Origin of the sequence: Peribacillus sp. NPDC058075 (assembly GCF_042885195.1) — a bacterium.
Classification (GTDB): domain Bacteria; phylum Bacillota; class Bacilli; order Bacillales; family DSM-1321; genus Peribacillus.
The window spans coordinates 70,773-89,220 of record NZ_JBHVSL010000005.1; the positions used below are offsets into that span (position 1 = coordinate 70,773).

The 18,448-nt window shown below is 39.5% G+C and carries 19 protein-coding genes; 7 read left to right on the forward strand and 12 right to left on the reverse strand.

Annotation, left to right across the window (positions count from 1 at the left end; translation table 11 throughout):
* Nucleotides 1-226: 226 nt before the first annotated feature.
* Nucleotides 227-937, forward strand: coding sequence for a response regulator transcription factor (locus ACFVS1_RS23805; protein WP_387551247.1), 711 nt, complete (start codon nt 227-229; stop codon nt 935-937).
* A complete protein-coding gene (locus ACFVS1_RS23810) occupies nt 934-2,322 on the forward strand; it encodes a sensor histidine kinase (RefSeq protein WP_387551250.1) in 1,389 nt (462 codons plus the stop codon). The genes ACFVS1_RS23805 and ACFVS1_RS23810 overlap by 4 nt, the downstream gene beginning before the upstream one ends.
* Nucleotides 2,323-2,367: 45 nt before the next feature.
* Here ACFVS1_RS23810 and ACFVS1_RS23815 read toward each other — a convergent pair whose 3' ends face one another.
* The 5 genes from ACFVS1_RS23815 to ACFVS1_RS23835 all read right to left on the reverse strand — a co-directional run bounded on the left by ACFVS1_RS23815 (nt 2,368) and on the right by ACFVS1_RS23835 (nt 7,123).
* Nucleotides 2,368-2,721 (reverse strand): YxeA family protein, encoded by a 354-nt coding sequence (locus tag ACFVS1_RS23815; RefSeq protein WP_387551253.1) that lies wholly within the window; start codon nt 2,719-2,721, stop codon nt 2,368-2,370.
* A 5-nt stretch (nt 2,722-2,726) separates the two neighbouring features.
* Nucleotides 2,727-4,646, reverse strand: a complete 1,920-nt coding sequence (locus ACFVS1_RS23820; RefSeq protein WP_387551256.1) for an ABC transporter permease — start codon at nt 4,644-4,646, stop codon at nt 2,727-2,729.
* Nucleotides 4,633-5,400, reverse strand: coding sequence for an ABC transporter ATP-binding protein (locus ACFVS1_RS23825; protein WP_352926161.1), 768 nt, complete (start codon nt 5,398-5,400; stop codon nt 4,633-4,635). Before ACFVS1_RS23825 ends, ACFVS1_RS23820 begins: the two co-directional genes overlap by 14 nt.
* Nucleotides 5,401-5,557: 157 nt before the next feature.
* Entirely contained in the window at nt 5,558-5,848 is a 291-nt protein-coding gene (locus ACFVS1_RS23830; RefSeq protein WP_034305497.1) for a DUF3817 domain-containing protein, read from the reverse strand.
* 210 nt (nt 5,849-6,058) lie between these two features.
* Nucleotides 6,059-7,123, reverse strand: coding sequence for a C45 family autoproteolytic acyltransferase/hydrolase (locus tag ACFVS1_RS23835; RefSeq protein WP_352926159.1), 1,065 nt, complete (start codon nt 7,121-7,123; stop codon nt 6,059-6,061).
* A 158-nt stretch (nt 7,124-7,281) separates the two neighbouring features.
* On the opposite strand from ACFVS1_RS23835, the gene ACFVS1_RS23840 reads away from it, so the two are divergent.
* Nucleotides 7,282-8,673, forward strand: a complete 1,392-nt coding sequence (locus ACFVS1_RS23840) for a hypothetical protein (RefSeq protein WP_352926157.1) — start codon at nt 7,282-7,284, stop codon at nt 8,671-8,673.
* A 199-nt stretch (nt 8,674-8,872) separates the two neighbouring features.
* On the opposite strand, the gene ACFVS1_RS23845 is transcribed toward ACFVS1_RS23840, so the two are convergent.
* The 3 genes from ACFVS1_RS23845 to ACFVS1_RS23855 are packed head-to-tail and all read right to left on the reverse strand — an operon-like array spanning nt 8,873 to nt 10,799.
* Complete coding sequence (locus ACFVS1_RS23845; RefSeq protein WP_387551262.1) at nt 8,873-9,661, reverse strand: ABC transporter permease; 789 nt, start codon at nt 9,659-9,661, stop codon at nt 8,873-8,875.
* Nucleotides 9,658-10,563 carry an ABC transporter ATP-binding protein gene (locus ACFVS1_RS23850; protein ID WP_387551265.1) on the reverse strand — a complete coding sequence of 302 codons (906 nt, stop codon included), beginning with the start codon at nt 10,561-10,563 and terminating at the stop codon, nt 9,658-9,660. Before ACFVS1_RS23850 ends, ACFVS1_RS23845 begins: the two co-directional genes overlap by 4 nt.
* Entirely contained in the window at nt 10,560-10,799 is a 240-nt protein-coding gene (locus ACFVS1_RS23855; RefSeq protein WP_241593422.1) for a PLD nuclease N-terminal domain-containing protein, read from the reverse strand. Before ACFVS1_RS23855 ends, ACFVS1_RS23850 begins: the two co-directional genes overlap by 4 nt.
* A 229-nt stretch (nt 10,800-11,028) precedes the next feature.
* Between ACFVS1_RS23855 and ACFVS1_RS23860 the strand changes: the two genes are divergently transcribed.
* Entirely contained in the window at nt 11,029-11,574 is a 546-nt protein-coding gene (locus ACFVS1_RS23860) for a helix-turn-helix domain-containing protein (protein WP_387551269.1), read from the forward strand.
* Nucleotides 11,575-11,709: 135 nt separating this feature from the next.
* Here ACFVS1_RS23860 and ACFVS1_RS23865 read toward each other — a convergent pair whose 3' ends face one another.
* Entirely contained in the window at nt 11,710-12,270 is a 561-nt protein-coding gene (locus tag ACFVS1_RS23865) for a thioredoxin family protein (protein ID WP_387551272.1), read from the reverse strand.
* A gap of 203 nt (nt 12,271-12,473) precedes the next feature.
* On the opposite strand from ACFVS1_RS23865, the gene ACFVS1_RS23870 reads away from it, so the two are divergent.
* On the forward strand, nt 12,474-13,334 hold the full coding sequence (locus ACFVS1_RS23870; protein WP_387551276.1) for a GRP family sugar transporter: 861 nt from the start codon (nt 12,474-12,476) through the stop codon (nt 13,332-13,334).
* An 18-nt stretch (nt 13,335-13,352) separates the two neighbouring features.
* On the forward strand, nt 13,353-14,138 hold the full coding sequence (locus tag ACFVS1_RS23875) for a glucose-1-dehydrogenase (RefSeq protein ID WP_352926143.1): 786 nt from the start codon (nt 13,353-13,355) through the stop codon (nt 14,136-14,138).
* A gap of 750 nt (nt 14,139-14,888) precedes the next feature.
* Here ACFVS1_RS23875 and ACFVS1_RS23880 read toward each other — a convergent pair.
* Entirely contained in the window at nt 14,889-16,379 is a 1,491-nt protein-coding gene (locus ACFVS1_RS23880) for a peptide MFS transporter (protein ID WP_352926141.1), read from the reverse strand.
* A gap of 338 nt (nt 16,380-16,717) precedes the next feature.
* Between ACFVS1_RS23880 and ACFVS1_RS23885 the strand changes: the two genes are divergently transcribed.
* Complete coding sequence (locus ACFVS1_RS23885) at nt 16,718-16,942, forward strand: hypothetical protein (RefSeq protein WP_054399041.1); 225 nt, start codon at nt 16,718-16,720, stop codon at nt 16,940-16,942.
* Between the two features lie 86 nt (nt 16,943-17,028).
* On the opposite strand, the gene rsiV is transcribed toward ACFVS1_RS23885, so the two are convergent.
* Nucleotides 17,029-17,898: an anti-sigma-V factor RsiV gene (rsiV, locus tag ACFVS1_RS23890; protein ID WP_387551280.1), complete on the reverse strand. Its 870-nt coding sequence runs from the start codon at nt 17,896-17,898 to the stop codon at nt 17,029-17,031.
* Nucleotides 17,883-18,398: an RNA polymerase sigma factor SigV gene (locus ACFVS1_RS23895; protein ID WP_352926137.1), complete on the reverse strand. Its 516-nt coding sequence runs from the start codon at nt 18,396-18,398 to the stop codon at nt 17,883-17,885. The genes rsiV and ACFVS1_RS23895 overlap by 16 nt, the downstream gene beginning before the upstream one ends.
* Nucleotides 18,399-18,448 lie beyond the last annotated feature (50 nt).

Consider the following 18,448-nt stretch of genomic DNA (forward strand, 5'->3'; position numbering starts at 1 on the left):
TCATACAACCTTTACCAAATCAGTATGAAGCACAATCTTCTTATCCATACCACCTTAACTAAATACAGAACAGACAACAGGTTTCCTGATCTCAACATTAATTTTTCATGTAATGGAACTTTCGTGAAAATAATGGATGAGTTCGTAAAAAACTTTCCCTCCCCTTATTTTTTGTTAAGGGGTACTCTATACTGTAGGGTATGATTGATGTTTAGGAGGTAAAAGAATGTCTAATGACCAGTGGATTTTAATTATTGACGATGAAGAGGATTTGGCACGTCTCATGGAGACGGTTTTACATAAAGAAGGGATCGCGAATATTGTTACGGCGGGGACGATTGCGGAAGGGTGGGCAAAGTTTCAGAAGTTCGATCCATCACTGGTCTTGCTGGATATTATGCTGCCAGATGGTGAGGGCTATGATTTATGCAAGCAAATTCGTGAAGTGTCGAATGTGCCCATTTTATTTTTGTCGGCAAAGGATGAGGAAATTGATAAGCTTTTAGGGTTGGCGATTGGCGGGGATGATTATATTACCAAGCCATTCAGTCCGAAGGAAGTTGCATATCGGGTAAAGGCGCAGCTGAGGCGTGCGGGCTTTTCAGAGGAAAAAGCTGCTCCGAAAAAATTTCAAGTTGGTCCTTTTGAGCTTAGTGCAAATGAAAATGAAGTGAAAAAGGATGGCAAAGCGCTAGAGCTCACAGCTAAAGAAATCGGACTGATGAGCTGTTTTATGCATCACCCAAATCAGATTTTGAGCAAGGAAACTTTATTTGAACATGTGTGGGCCGATGATTTCTTTGGCTCTGATAATACAGTTATGGTTCATATTCGCCGTTTACGCGAAAAAATCGAAGCAGATCCTTCAAATCCTTCTTTTTTAATAACCGTTAAAGGACTTGGTTATAAATTACAAACCAAGGGTGAAACAAGATGAAGTGGAAATTGACACGGCGCTTTTTAGGATCCGTTGTGACAATTGTTGTAATCGTAGGGATCGTAAATACAATTTTACTTTTATGCTTACTCTTTGTTCATTTTGACACGGAAGAGGAATCTGCGGAAAACTTTAGCCGATCTTTTTCACAATATGTAGAACTGATAGATGACAAACCGATGGTAAATGAAGAAGGGCGGGAAAAACTGCGGAACAATAACGCCTGGATACAATTTTTGAATGATAAGGGTGAACAAGTTGCTGCCTATTACACACCTCAAAAATTGCAAACCGTATATTCTCCTGTTGAAATCGTCCAAATGTATAAGTATAAAGAAATGGATGCAGAGACGACTGTTTTTGTCGGCGAAGCTCATGATTTCAGCTATTTTGTAGGGGTTAAAGATCGAGGAATAGGCCGTTATGTAATGTCCTACAATTATGTTAACATTTTAAAGTACATCAACATCATACTTTTACTGTTTTTAACCGTGGATATTATTATCGCCCTAGTCATTGGACTATTATTTGGTAAAAGATTAACGACACCACTTAATACTTTAATAGAAGGAATAAAGCAGCTTCGCGAAAGACGTTTCAAAAAGATGAGTATACCAAAAGGCGTTTATGAAGATGTATTTCGCAATATGAATGAACTATCTATAAAGTTGGATCAGTATGAAAAGGAACGTGATCAACTCGACCAAATGCGTGAGGAATGGATTAGCAATGTTTCTCATGACATGAAGACACCACTTGCCTCCATCCATGGGTATACAGAATGGATGAAGGATAATGCCACTGAATTAACACCACAGGAATTGCATGAGTTTACATCCATTATTAATAGACAGTCCGTATATATAAAAGATTTGTTGGATGATCTCAATTTAACGATGCGTTTGCGCAACCAGCGACTTCCTTTGCATTTTGAAGAGGTTGATATCGTTGGGTTTATAAGAGAAATGACGATCGAGCTTTTAAATGATTCACAATTTGGTGATAAACAGGTTGAATTTGAGGCAAATGTGGATAAAGCAACACATAATGTGGATAAAAAATTACTGAAACGGGCGATTTTTAACTTTATCTACAATGCGCTCGTGCACAATGATGAAAATGTCGTCGTGAAGATACAAATTGATGATATTGGTCCACAATCGGAACTTCATACCAAAATTACCATTGCCGATAATGGCCGCGGTATTCCCGACAAAGACTTGGAACAGGTTTTTGAACGCTACTATCGTGGTACGAATACTGCCAGTACACATGGGACCGGTTTAGGAATGGCCATTGCAAGGGACATTATTCTGGCTCATAAAGGTAAACTTGATTTGACTAGCGTTGAAAATAAGGGAACCACAATTACGATACTTTTATAATTATTCAAAGGGCTGTCCATAATTTACAGACAGCCCTTCTTTCATTTATTTTGTTCGTGCCTTTTTTGGGATATCCTCAAATTTCACTTCATCATATGACGAAACCTCATCACCATTTTTCACGTACATCCTCAAGTAAGCGTCTTTTCGAAGATTTTTTTGTGCCGTGAATTCAAGGGGTATCGTTTCACCAGCTGCATTTTTGGCGTCCAGCATATAAGAATAGTAAGTCATCACTGTACCATCATCCAGTTTGGTTTCATGTTGTACCCCATCCTCTGTAATTTGCAAATAATAGTTAGCGGCATTCATGCGGTTAAAGTCTATTTTAGTAAGCGCGAAGACCCCTGCCGCTCCCAGTATAATCAAAATGCCAACTACCATAATAAATTTCTTCATCTCGATCATCCTTCTGTTTCATTATTTTGTGTGATAATACGATTATAGGACGCTACCGTTAAGATATAATACAGACCGTAAATAACGGTATAAGCGATCATCCAGATCAACACAGGTTTTGCCAGGTCCATCATCAATAAGCCGGAGAAGGCTTTTAAAGCGACCGCACTGTGTAATAACCCCACTGCCAGTGGAACGAAAAAGATTACAAACACTTGTGATGCAATGGATTTCCGCATTTCTTTTGCGTTAACGCCCATTTTATGAAGCATATTGTATTGTGACTTATCTTCCTCAGCTTCCGTTAAAACTTTAAAGTAAATGATACTGCCTGTTGCCGCTAAAAAAACAAGACCAAGAAAACTTCCGATAAAGAGCAAGGAGCCTACACCTTCAATGCTTGTTTGAAAATCTTGAGGGGCACTGGAAAATAGCGCTTCTTCAGGCAATTGTTCTGCAATTTCCCTCGATAAATCAGTGGAAGCTTGATCAACTCCGATAACACGATAGTTTAGGGCTTCCCCTTCTTTTTGCAATGATTTAAATTGATCATTCGATACGACCACTGCAATGCCTGCGGTTTTGGCATTTAAAACTGTTTGTGTTTTAAAGCTTTGAAATGTTATCGCTGTGTTGTTTTCTGTCCTGATCGTCTTGTCCTTGTATTCAGGTGAGAATCTTTTGTCAAATCCAATATCCAAAATGACTGCTTTGCCATTATTCACAAGCAACGCTTCCCTACCTTGTACTTCAGCTAATTTGTTATATGTTCTTTCATCGATTATCGTGTAAATCCTTTTATCAGAGCTATCGAATGCTGATCCCCTGCTAAGTTCTTTCGTATTAAATGTGACTGATAGTGCTTCGACATTTTCATCATACTTTGTATCTGGCAATACAGCGCTGACTTGCTGATCGCTTTTTGCATCAGTTTGCTGATACATGAAGGTGTTCGGATCAACGGTCATAACTTGGTCATTCGCGTTATAATAAAGGCCATAAACCGCACCGCCTGCCGTTACCGTTGTAGCACTTAACACTGCAATTACGGTCAATGTCCGTGCATTACCCCGTATACGATATAGCAGTTGCGAGATCGTCATCAGATGCAGGCCCTTCCAAAGCCATTTTTCATTTTTCTTAATCACGGCCAACACAAAGCCTGTCACGCTATGAAACAACAAAAACGTACCGACAATAACCGTTGTCAAAATGATGAGTGCCGTCATTAAAAAGCCGACCTTTTCCCACACTTTAGAACTAAAAAGATCTTGCATCGCCAACCAATAACCCATGACAATCAGGGAAACTCCCAGAAAAGCTACAGTCATCGATGGCTTCGGAGCTGCCTCTCCTTTTTTCGATGCATGGAAGAGATCGATTAGTTTAAATTGATAAATTAAACGATAGCCCTGGAAAGATGTCACCAAGAAAATAATCAGAAATACGATAGAGGTGTTCAAAGCTGCAGATCCCGAAAATGTAAATGGTGCGATGACATCATAGCCCATTAAATAGATCAAAAACGTCATGAACCCTTTTGAACAAAGAAATCCAAGTAAAATTCCCACAACCAATGAAACCAAACCTAGCAATAGGTTTTCAAAGAAGAGCATAAAACCAATCTGACGATTACGTACGCCAAGCAATGCATATAATGCCACTTCTTTTTTACGCTTTTTCATAAAGAATGAATTGGAATAGGCAATAAAAATGGCAACGAAAAAAATTAGGATAACTGCGGCACCACTCATCAATGAATCCAGTTTCTGTGATGAAGCCGTTTGTTCTGCAACTGTGTCGCTATATTTTAACGTTACAAATGTAAAATAGATGATAATGCTAAATACCATGGATGCAATATATAAAAAATATTGGGAGAGGTTTCGACCAATATTCTTTCTCGCCAGACTAAATAACGTCATCTACCTCACCTCCAATTGTTGCAAGGACATCCATAATTTCTTGGAAGAAAGCTTTACGTGTTTGGCCACGACGATAAATTTCTGTTGAAAGCGTCCCATCCTTGATGAAAATGATCCGTCGGCAGAAGCTTGCGGCATATGCATCATGTGTCACCAGCATGATGGTGGAATTATTATTTTCATTTAGTTCACTTAAGCTTTCCAGAAGGCCTGTTGCTGATTTTGAATCAAGTGCACCTGTTGGCTCATCAGCCAGGATCAATGCAGGCTCTGTCACAAGCGCTCTAGCTGCAGCTGTTCTTTGCTTTTGCCCACCGGAGATCTGGTATGGATATTTAGCTAATAAACCTTCAATCCCAAATACTTTAGCAATACGATTCACCAAGGCAGTAATTTCTTTCGCTGGAACTTTTGCAATCGCCAGTGGTAATAATATATTTTCCTTCACAGTCAGTGAGTCTAGCAAATTATAATCCTGGAAGATGAAACCAAGATTATCACGTCTGAAGTCCGTTAAGTCAGCCCCTTTCATTTCGTGAATGCTCGTATCGTTCATGAAAATTTCCCCTTCAGTCGGCGAATCAATGGTTGCCAACAAATTGAGCAACGTCGATTTCCCTGCTCCAGAAGGTCCCATGATCCCTACAAACTCCCCTTCATGAATGTCAAAAGATATATTTTCTAACGCTGTGTAGGCAGCGCTTGATTTACCATAAGTTTTTTTTATATTTTCCACTTTTAATAATGGTTCCATTTGTTTCACCTCTTCAGTATTGTTGATACTTATACTTTACATGCCCATTCTTACAGCATGTTTGTGCCAACCTTACAGCAAGCTTAAATCCATAAAAAAAACGCCTGCCATTTAAATAGGAAGACGTTTTTTATGGATATTTTTAAAGTAAAAGTATTTAACTTTGCTTCAATAGCCTGCGATCGATTACAAAATTACCGAATGGAATGAATGAAACGATGAAAATCATCGCCATTTTTAAAAAGGACCATTTTGATATGATGCTCACATAAAGTAATAAAAGCCCAAATACGACAAATAAGAAACCATGGATGCTGCCTAAAATGAGTGTTGCTTCCCCAATATCCAATATGTACTTAATGGGCATACCAATGGCAAGCAATAAAACATATGAGATTCCCTCAATTATTGTAATAAATCGAAACCAACCAATAGCTGTCGAAAACATTCGCACATCCCCTTATTCATTGTACAAGTACAGCACACAAATCCAACTTCTTGTCCCAAATCCAAATCTGTTACTCTTATCATATTATATTACGGTGACACCCACTAATAAATAGTACCAGGTTTTCCTAAAAATAGAACAACAAAAGAAGCCCAATCCAAGGATTGGGCCTTTTAAGAAAGTAAGGTTCAGATTCATCACTTCAAACGTTCAATTCCGAAACCAATTCGCTCCCTCATCCATATGCACGAAGGGAATATCCGTATCAATTACACCTTTGATTCGTTTTAACTCAACATCTTCCCCTTCGAGCCATTTTGCAAAATCTATTGAAGTTGGCTCCTGGTTCCCTCCCAAGGCAATCCAAGCTTTCATCTCCTTAGGTAAATAAGCGGATGTATGGATCGTTCCTGCCCAGCTGCTATACAAATCCGAGAAGACACCTTGATTGGTATCATTAAACAACCTATAAGCATCGTATGCAGATGAAAGTTTCCCTTCCTGATCTTGGATGATCCCCAATCGGCGTTTTGAATCGATAAGATGGTTACGGTTTTCATTTTTCATGATTTCAAAGTGATTTGTACAGGCATTTGACGTACGCACCTCTACATTTCTCGGGGAGGTTTCCACAATATAGGTACTTCCGCTTTTATCATAGACGACGTAAGTGAAAGAATGACGATGCGGGATTTCCTTCAACATCGCGACCGCTTCCTGAACGTTCGCACAAGATTCAACAATCAGTCTGCCAATCATGCAGCAAATAAAACCATCACCGGGGTTCTTGCGATTCATGAAGTTATAGCCTATCACCAAACCTTTTTCATTCATTCCATCCATCCGGCCAGTCCCTCGCTGACTAGGGCCGATGCTTGAATACCCTTGATCGGTTGGCTGGAATAAGACATAGCGTCCTTCATAGGTCTTCGGGTGGTAATCATAATTGCGAATGAGATAATCATCGCCTGTCATGATGGAACAGCCCGACCGAACATAATCCAATCGGTATCCACCAAACTCTTGCAGCACGCGGTCAATTGGCCATTTCAGCGCTTCTTGCAATCCAAGTAATTCTTCCCAAACTCCAGGGGCGAATTGCGTAATGGCTTTCTTGACCTCTTCTTCTTCAACCGTAAACCGAGGCTGTCTGATCTTCCACTGATCTTCACGATTTTTTACCGTTAATGAATCTTTTAATTCCTCCCCTTGCATGTATCCAAACTCATAATGTGTACCCCGAAATTGTATGACATCACTATATATTTGCTTCACGGCTTATCCCTCATTTACAGTAGTTGCTATTCAAACTAAGGATACTTGAAGTATTGTTGAAAATAAAGAAGATATGCCTTTAAAATTTTTGAAACAACTCACCACCCCGTACCTCCCTCATAATCTGTAACTAGGCATATTTATGAGGGGGACGGATCATGGAGATGGAATTAACGGCACTCCATTGGATTTATGTTGTATTCATTGCATTGATAATTGGGTTTATGGTAAAACGTCGTGATACTACCCTCATCTGCATAATTGGCATTTTCCTTTTGGCTTTAGTGGCTACAGGCAGTTTAGCCTCATCCGTAAGCGGGATATTCAACAGCTTCATTTTTGCCATCACGGAATTAATGTCCACGATTTTAATCATTTCAATCATCGTTGCCATGAGCACGGTTTTAACGAGGTCGGGCATTAATGATGTCATGATTGCACCGTTTGCGAAATTCATTAAAAATCCTACACTTGCCTTTTGGGTAATCGGAATCGTCATGATGATGATATCCTGGTTTTTCTGGCCATCACCTGCCGTTGCCTTACTTGGGGCTGTTCTGCTCCCCGTTGCTTTACGGGCTGGTTTACCAGCCCTTGGCGTGGCGATGGCGATGAACCTTTTTGGTCACGGAATAGCATTATCAGGGGATTTCATCATTCAGGCTGCACCTAAACTTACGGGTGATGCTGCTTCCATACCAGTCGGTGATGTCATCGCTGCAAGCATCCCCCTTGTCATTACAATGGGGGTCGTCACCACCATCTCCGCCTTTATCCTTTTAAAGCGGGATATGAAGCTGGGAAAAATCAAGGCTGAGGATAATGAGGGGATTGTCCAAGATCAGACAATGAATGAAGATCTGCTTACATTGAGACAAAAGAGGTTTTTTGCCATTTTCATTCCGATTGCCTTTCTGTTGGATGTTGTGGCATTGTCGATTTTGAAGCTGCAAGGCGGAGATGCAACGGCATTGGTTGGGGGTACTGCCGTTTTCATTTTGCTGATTTTATCCCTTGTCGCACATAAACAACAAGGACTTGAAAAATCAACGGCCTATTTGATTCAGGGTTTTCAATTTGGCTTTAAAGTATTCGGACCCGTCATTCCGATTGCCGCATTCTTCTATCTAGGTGATTCTGGATTCAATCAGATCATCGGTGACTACTTACCAAAAACATCCCTCGGCATCGTCAATGACCTCGGTGCCGCCTTAGCGGCCTCCGTTCCTTTAACGAAAGAAATAGCCGCCGTCACATTAACGGGCATCGGTGCCATCACTGGCTTGGATGGATCGGGCTTCTCAGGCATTTCTTTAGCGGGATCTGTCGCCAAACTTTTTGGCACGGCAATCGGAGGCGGAACCGCCACCTTGACCGCACTCGGGCAAATAACCGCGATTTGGGTTGGCGGAGGGACTCTGATTCCATGGGCACTGATACCAGCCGCAGCTATATGTAATGTTAGTCCCTTTGAACTCGCCCGCCGGAATCTGCTTCCTGTATCCATTGGTTTAGCAGTGACAACGATAGTCGCGATGTTTCTCATTTAATCGACCTGCGCTGATTTATGCAGGCTTTATATTGAAAAAGGACTGAGTAAAAAATCAGTCCTTTTTCATTTCAATCGTATAACTGTAGATTACGCTGATATATTTTTATTTTCGGAGATATAACTATAGATTTCGTTGATATATTCCCATTTTCGGAGATATAACTGTATTCGTCATATATTTTTCCTTCATACTCAACTTATTCGTTATTGAACTTCTTTTTTGAAATCCATATGTTCGTTACCAATATCGCTACTGCGGTCAATGCAAGTGCCGCTAATGCACCCCAAATCGCCTGTGAATCGACTGTGCCTAAAACCAGTACTTCCATGGCATGTTTACTCATGCTTGCTGGATTCACATTGTCCATTGCGGGACTTAATCCAACTATGATTCTACAGCCGAGGAGAAATACTATCGAAATTAATGCAATAATACCCTGACTATTAAAAATGGTACTGATCATCATCGTGAATGAAACGATAAATAGGATCCACAGCAGATAGAATAGCAAAGCCACTATTAAATCCGTAAAATCAACACTCGTAAACAAGAAAACCGCATACAGATATGAAACCGAATATCCCAATGCTACACTGAAGGCAACAAACAGATAATTGGAAATGATTTTCCCGCTTATGTAAGATCCTACCGTCACAGGCCTTGTAAGAATGAAAGCCAGCATACCATTTGCTTTATCGGATTGTACGACTCCCATCGTGGAAACGATGATGATCATGATCCCTAGCTGATCAAATTGAGACCCTAAGGTACTAGCCAGAACTTCGCCGCCTTTTTGGGCTGCCATGCTTGGATCAATGGTGATCCCTTGGCTCCCGCCCAGTGCCTCTAAAATTGAAGGTAAATAATAACTTACGACTGGTTGAGTTATTCCTAAAAATATAAATACAAGCGGCAGCCAAATCACTTTATATTCACGTACCATCTGAACAAATTCCTTTTTAGCTAAAACGGCAAAATCACTCATTTTTCCACCACCAATTTCAAGAAAATCTCTTCCAATGTATCGTTATCTATTTCGAACCTTATAAGATCAACATTATGCTCCAAAGCATTCGCAAGCAACATATTCTTGTTTGAATCAATATTTTCCACTTCTATCTTCAATTTATTTCCGATTACCTCTACACCTTTGACAAAGTTCAAGCTTTTAACATGTTCAATCCATTTTTGACTTCTAGAGGTTATCTCGACATTGATTTTATTTCCGCTATTCCTGGTTAATAATTCAGAAATTGTTGTGTCCTCAATTTTTTCACCACTTTTTATAATGACAAACCTCTCACATATCTCTTCTGCATCGCTTAATATATGCGTCGATAATAAAATGGTCGTATCTTTCTTTATCTCTTTTATGATATTTAACACTTCTCTCCGGCCGATCGGATCTAATGCAGAAACCGGTTCATCCATGACAATCAATGCTGGTTTATGTAACAGCGCCTGTGCAATTCCAAGCCTTTGTTTCATTCCGCCTGAAAAAGTCCGCACCTTTGTATTCTCTTCACCGCTCAACCCTACCTTCGACAATATCTCTGGAATGCCGCTTAATAATTCTTCCTTTTTGATACCCGAGAGCTGCCCCATGAATGTAAGGGTTTCTTTGGCAGTCATCCATTGAAAGAAGTTAGGGTATTGTGGTAAGTAGCCTATTTCCTTTTTCATTTTTGAAATTTTCTTACCGTCAAGCAATACCTCACCCATAGTTGGATCAATAATATCTGCAATGACTTTTATTAGTGTCGACTTACCAGCCCCATTGGGCCCTATCAATCCAACACATTCTCCAGATTGCAATTCCATTGAAAAATTATTGACGGCTATTTTTTCTTTGAATTTTTTTGTGACATTATTAATCTCCAATTTCATATTCTGTCACTGTCCTTTCTACCAATAACGAAGTAAAGAATTGGACCGATAGTATTTGCAAAAATAATGATGAGTGTCCACAATAAAACATTTTTCCGTGTCTTTCGATTTCTGTATAAATCAATTAATGCAATAAGGATTAAAATCATCCCAATAGCGATTACCGGTATAATAATCGGCAGAATAGGCATGAAATCAATATCTTTAAACTCGTCCCATCCATAATGCAATTTCATATATACCACTCCTTATTTTCATTATCATTAATGATAACATTTAACATGGGGTTTTTCACCTACTTTTTTCCAGATAAAATATTGTTTGAGGTTTTATTGTTATTCATAATGATAATATTATCATTATGAATAACAATAAAAATATAGTCCTATTTATTAAGCCTTGTTACATGAAGACATGGATTATTTACAATTGAAATTATTTAATTTCCAATGTGAGGAGAATAAAATGATTAATAAAGCTGAAATTTTAATGCATCCTGTAAGAATGAAGATTACCCAAGCTTTAATGAGAAACAGGGAAAATGGTTTAACACCATTGGAAATGTTAAAAATCATTAAAGATGTACCCCAAGCAACATTATATAGACATATACAGGTTCTATTTGATTCAGGGGTCATCCGCATTGTAAAAGAGAAAAAAGTGAGATCCGTTTCCGAAAAATACTATGTTTTAAATGAAGAAGAGGCGCGACTTAGCGGGGAAGAATGGAAAAAATATTCTAATGAGAAAAAGGTGAACTACTTTTCTTATTATCAATTATCCCTTATGACTCAATATCAAAACTATCTTACTAAATTAGAAGAAAGAGATTACGCTGAAGATGGTTCAACCTTTTCCCTTTTAGAACTAAAGCTTGATGATGAAAGCTTTAGTAACTTTCAAAATGAATTGAACGATTTAATGGTAAAGTACTACAATGCTTCGAATCAGAGTGCTACACAAGATTCTCCTATTCGAACAATCGGCGTAACAATCATTCCGGAATCATAAGTAAATGAAAAGGCTGTTCCCAAACCTTGGACTAAAAGAACCATGAATACTATAGATTCATCAATCAAAATGGTTGCAGTCTCCGTTTTGAAACAGCCCTTCATTAGGGAAGGTTAAAAAGGGTTAGCCCCGCTGTCAGCAGCTTCCCAATGTTTCCTTGATACTGCTGTATACTTCATCCCACAGGTGTTTTTCTTCAGCAAAAGCTGCAGTTATCTTTTTGATGACTGCTATTTGCGCTGACTCGAAACGTTCATCATCCTTGGCCGGCAGGTCTGATCTTAACTCCATTACATACTCTTGTACCTTTGGTGCACGTGGTCCCCAAACAGCTTTTTCTTCACCATTCTTATCAATGAATATAAAAATGGGAATTGAACGCGCTGTTCCATTCGTTAAGTATTGATCCATCAGTTCAAGATTTTGATCTCGTAAAACCATCCGAGTTTCAATATTTGCCGCTTCAGCTATATTCAGCAGTATTGGAATGTTCATCATTGCGTCTCCGCACCAGTCTTCCGTAATGACAATGGCTCGAAGTTCCTTTGTCTTTAATTCATCAAAAAAACCTTGGTCCTCTGCAGAAACAGAAAAACCCTCCTGAATTGATTGTAAGTTTTCTTTATGAACTTTCATCGAAGATACAAATTCTTTAGCGGGAATCCCCTTTTCAAACCATTCATTCAGTGTCGTCATATTAATTCTCCTAACTGTTTTTAAGTTAAAAGTACCATAAACCCCTTATTTTTTCATTGTTTCCACACTGAAAAATAAAATTCCAAATTGGTAAATTAAAACCATGTTTTCTTTCCCGTATAAGGGGAAAACTCTATATACATTCAATAGCTTACTAACTAACTATTTTATATTCATTAAAACATTGTTTTCTAGTTTAGGAGATGAAATTTGTGGAAGGTTTTCTCTTTGCGCTACTCCCTGCATTGACATGGGGCAGCTTAGTGCTTGTTTCCGAAAAACTCGGAGGCAACTCTTATAATCAAACACTTGGCATTACAATCGGTTCATTACTGTTCGCCATCATGATGTCTTTCATCAATCCGCCGGAATGGAGCAGTACAGTGTGGATTGTCGGTATCATTTCGGGGATAGGCTGGGCATTCGGGCAGTTATTTCAATTCAACAGCGTCAAGGAAATCGGGGTATCGAAAACCGTTCCAATTTCAACAGGACTGCAAATTCTGGGAAATACATTTTTTGCAGTTATCATTTTTAGGGAATGGAATGACAAGACGACAATCATCATTGGCATCGTTGCAATAATCTGTTTGATTACAGGTGTCTTGCTGACTAGCTACGGCGATGGTGAAAACAAAAAAGCAGGAAGCATGAAAAAAGGGGTTTTATATCTTGCCATTTCAACAGTGGGTTATGTTACATATGTCATTGTCGTCAGATGGAATGAAGTTGACGGATGGTCTGCGATCCTGCCGCAAGCAATTGGCATGTTCCTGGCTGCCCTGCTCCTATCCATTAAACATAAACCGTTTAATAAATATGCCGGAAGAAATATTCTAACCGGAATGATGTGGGCAGTCGGTAATATCGGCCTCCTGCTGGCAAATCCAAAAGTAGGCGTTGCCATCGCATTCTCATTTTCCCAAATGGGGATCGTCATTTCCACTTTAGGCGGCATCTTTCTTTTAGGAGAAAAAAAATCCAAAAAGCAAATGGTTTTCGTCATCACAGGGTGTGCACTCGTAATTGCTGGCGGAATCATGATCGGCTTTACAAAAGAATAGTCAAGGGAGCGATAAATGATGTATGAAGATTTAGAGAAAAAAGTTGTAGTGATCACTGGGGCGGCAAAAGGGTTAGGAAAAGCCATGGCCGAAAGATTCGGTAAAGAAAAGGCACATGTCGTATTGAATTATCACACGGAAAATGACGACCATAAAGAAATCATCAAAACGATTGAAGCGGCAGGCGGGAAAGCCGCAGCCATTCAAGGCGACGTTTCAAAGGAGGCCGATGTGAAGAAATTGCTTTCATTCGCTGCGGACACCTTTGGCACAATCGACATCATGATCAACAATGCTGGTATTGAAAATGAAGTGCCCAGCGAAAAATTGACTCTTGAAGATTGGCAGAAAGTCATCGATGTAAATCTAACCGGAATGTTCCTGGCAAGCAGAGAAGCAATCAGTTATATGCTCGATCATGGCATCAAGGGGAATATCATTAACATGTCTTCCGTTCATGACCGGATCCCTTGGCCTCATTTTGTCCACTATGCAGCAAGTAAGGGCGGAGTCAAGATGATGACAGAAACCCTTGCACTTGAATATGCTCCTAAAGGGATTCGCATTAATAATATTTCACCTGGAGCAATCGACACACCCATCAATGCCGAAAAATTCAATGATCCAAAATCTAAACAAGAAGTCATCGACCTGATACCGATGGGATATATCGGAAAACCGGAACAAATTGCGGCTTGTGCCGCTTGGCTAGCTTCCGCCGAATCTAGCTACGTAACGGGAATGACCTTATATGCTGATGGCGGAATGACCAAGTATCCAGGATTCCAGGCAGGAAAAGGCTGAACTTAACTAATGGTATGAACCAGTTCATTGACTAAAACGAATAAAACCAATAAGAAAACCATTGGTGAAATGACGCGTTTGACCCAATAAAGGAAAAGGTTCTTACAACCGAAAAAAAGAGCAATCCTATAAAGGATGCTCTTTTTTTCATATTCGTTTATTTCTACCTGGCAACAGTATCATTTCTAAAATTCCACTGATCACTTTTGGAATCTATCAATTTGAAACTTAGTTTATTATTGAATCACTAGATATATAGTGAGGAGGTAATGATAATGGCAAAAAAAAAACAAATAAGTATATAGGTACAGGTATGGGTGTTTTCGCAATAGGAATAGGTATTTCAACTTCTAAATGGAATAATGCCGCTGCAGCCGGAAAAAAAGCTAAGCAAGACCATTGCGTTAAGCGGAATTGGGATGGATACTCAGCTCGTTCCATAGCCAGATATTTATTTTATTAAGGAATGAGGTGGGTTTAAATGAAAAATAGATTGTACTTAGGTATTCTATTTTCGATATATTTCATTTTAGGATATTGTATTTTTTTTATCTTTGATATCGAGCCCATTCCCAAGATTATTTTATTTTTTTTCTTAGTGTTTACTGTGGATCCTATAAAAAAAAAGTTAAAGGTTTGAATCACGACCTCAAATAAAAATCGATATAGCACCCATTCGAGAATTTTCGTGGGCACGAAAAATGAAAAAAAGATGACCCCGTTAATTCGGGGGTCATCTTTTTTAATGCGTTAGCGAATGCCTTTCATGTAGCCTTGAATCTTTGGTGATAAGGCCATCAGGACAAGTCCAAGAACCATTGAGGCAACACCGATCACTCCAAAATAAGCCATTTCGGTTTGAGGTGTGTAGAATCTGACGATTTGTGCGTTCAGTGCTTGTGCTGCTGCACTTGCCAGGAACCACAGGCTCATCGTTTGTGCCGAGAATGCAGCTGGAGCTAATTTTGTAGTAGCTGAAAGTCCTACAGGAGATAAACAAAGTTCTCCAAGTACTACAAGGAAATAGCTAAGTACAAGCCATAGCGGATTGACTAATGCGTCTGATCCACCGAAATAAACAGGAAGCAGGATCACCAGGAATGATAGACCGGCGAACAGTAGACCGATTGAGAATTTTTGAGGAATCGTCGGCTGACGCTTTCCTAGTTTAATCCATAACCATGCGAATACTGGTGCAAGGGTTATGATGAACAAAGGGTTCAAAGATTGGAACCATGCCGGGTTTATTTCGATTCCAGCAAAATTCAACTGTGTCCGTTTATCTGCATAGTTTGCCAATATTGTTGCACCTTGCTCTTGAATCGCCCAGAACATGACAGCTGCTATGAACAAAGGAATATAAGCAAGCAAGCGTGAACGTTCAACAGAAGTCGTTTTTGGGCTGCGATACATGAAAATGAAATAAAGGGTCGGAATAACGATTCCTAGAATACCTACAAGGTTAATAAAGGTTTCAATCGTTAAGATGCCTGCAGAAGCCGTGATGCCAATGATGACAGCTATGATAAGTACAGCTATACCCAATTTAGTGAATACTTTTTTCTTTTCATTTTGTGATAATGGGTTAGCAGGAAAAGTTCCAGCCAAGCCCAGGTTCTTTTTCTTTGTTGCAACAAAGACGATAAGTCCAATTAACATACCAATTGCTGATATACCAAACCCAAGGTGGAAGCTGTAGTTCATGACTGAACCAACAATGAGTGGTGAAAGGAATGCACCCATGTTGATACCCATATAGAATATACTGAAACCGGAATCCCGGCGTTCATCATTTTCTGCGTAAATTTCACCGACAATGCTGGAAACATTCGGTTTTAATAAACCAGTACCCAGAACAATGAGTACCATGGAAACAAAGAACATGGAGAGATTGCCTGGTACAGCAAGGACTATATGCCCAAGCATGATCAAGATACCACCGTATAATACGGCTTTTGAAGTCCCGAAAACCCTATCGGCGAGCCAGCCGCCAATTATTCCTGACATATATACTAAAGATCCGTAGATGGATACAAGGGAAAGAGCAGTAGTTTCATCAAGGCCAAGTCCCCCTTTAGAAACTTCGTAATACATATAGTATACAAGAATGGCCCTCATGCCATAGTAGGAGAAACGCTCCCAGAACTCAGTAAAGAAAAGGGTGAAAAGTCCTTTAGGGTTTCCAAAGAAACCTTTTTGAGGTACACTATCCACAATTTTCTGTTTATTTATCGTTGCCATACCTAGCCCTCCTTTTATTATTGTATAATAACATTTAATTTTCTCTATTGTAAACAAATATTTAGTATATTTAAATAATTAATTTCAAAATAATATAGAAGTGGCTTTCCACCACATATGCAAAAGTTGGTATTATACAGAAGAAAACACTCTATAAAGTCTTATAGGAATCGACCATCAATGATATATTGCCCTAACTTCACCCATGGTATTACGTTCATATCACTTTGGTTGCCATCCATTTATTAATGCGAATCGGAAATGACGAATTTTGAAATAACCCCACCACAACCTTTCTATTCACCGTATACTAGATATAAAAACGAGGAGGCTCCATAATGTTCGGAATCATAACCGTCGTGATGATTTTTTCCATTCCTATAATCGCCATACTGACAAGCCATTTCGAAAAACAGTCAAAAAACAAACACAAGATGCTACAAGTTGAATTGGAACTTGAAAAACTTAAACATGAAAACTTCCTTATGGAGACGGAAAAAATGAGGCTGGAACTGGATCAGATGAAATTCGAACAAAAAAGAGACGAACCAAGGTTACTGTAATCAAGTAACGTTGGTTCGTCTTTTTCGATGGGTATTGTGCCGTTTTAAAAACCTTCCGCCCGTCATAAGAATTCCAATAGGCCATTTTAATGGATATATTGATCGCCAACAAGAAGGTCTGACAGCACCTTTGTCGGGATGATGAACTCGACGGCCCCCATATATCCCGGCGCAGCTTCGTAGCTGTTAAAAGCAATGACTAGCTTGCCATCTTCGTTAATATAAAAGTTTTGGTTTTCATCGATGCCTTTAAACGCAGTAAGGTCATTTTCTTCGACCCAATATATCTTTTCCGGATCTTCAGCCATCTGCCGCTTCATCTGTTCCTTGATGTTTTCACTGATCACCTGAAGATAACGATCATCTTTAAATAAGCTATTTAACGTTAATAGCACTTCGTTTTTTTTGTCGACTGTATCGAATTGACTTTCTGTAGAACTTGAGGCCTGAATCGTATCCGTATAACGCTGTACAGATAATATCGTTTCATTATCCGCCAATATCACATATCCGCTTTCCACCGAGATATTGCCCTGTTCCCCTTCCTTCAGTTTTGACATGGAGTCCGTGAATTCCTTATAAAGCTGCTTGCTTTCCGCTAAATATTTATCATTCAAGCTATTTTCGAGCTTTTTATTCTCCAGACCGGATATAGCAGGTGTTTTGATTACTGCTGAGGAATTATTCGCTTCTTCTTTCCATTCGACAAAGGTAATCACTTTGATGACTTTCTCGACTATTGGAATATCGCTCATGGCTTTCGCCGCTGCCGGACTGATGTTTACGGAAGCTGTCACAATCAGTAGCGCCGCTGCCGCTGACACAAGGATATTCCTGCCAACCCTTGGCTTCTTCCTGGGCTTTTCATTCAAGGCTGCTTGGACGACATCATTCAATTCCTTTGGTATGGGTGTTTTAAGATATTCTTCCCGCAGATCTTTTAGTTTTTTTTCCATCTTTTTGTTTCCTCCCGTTCAGTCATGTTGATCCGCAATAGTTGCAGCGCTTTATATAATCTCGTTTTAATCGTGCTTACGTTCTCTTCCAGTACTTCCGCTATCTCATCCAGCTTCAGGTCCTCGAAGAAACGGAGAACGACTACCGTTTTGTACTTGACCGAAAGTCCTTCAAGGGCCTTTTGTAAATCCAGGTCAGGGTAGTGATCTTCCTCACCGCTGCGTAAGTATTCTATTGTTTCATCATCGGCGACGGTCAGTTTCTTTTTCTTCCGCAAAACATCCAATGCCGTTCGGACGATGATCTTATATAACCAGCTATCTATAGAAGCAGCGTCTTTGATTTTACTGCTGGAGGCCAGTGCTTTCCTGATTGATTCCTGCACGATATCAAGCGCATCCTCCTGGTTTTTAACATAGTAAAAAGCAAGTCTGTACAAATTTTCTTGCCGTTCGGTTATCCGGGCCGCGATTAATTGATTCATATCTAGATTTTTCATTGCATGAAAGAGCTCCTTACATTTAAATTACGTATCCTGGGTACAAAGGA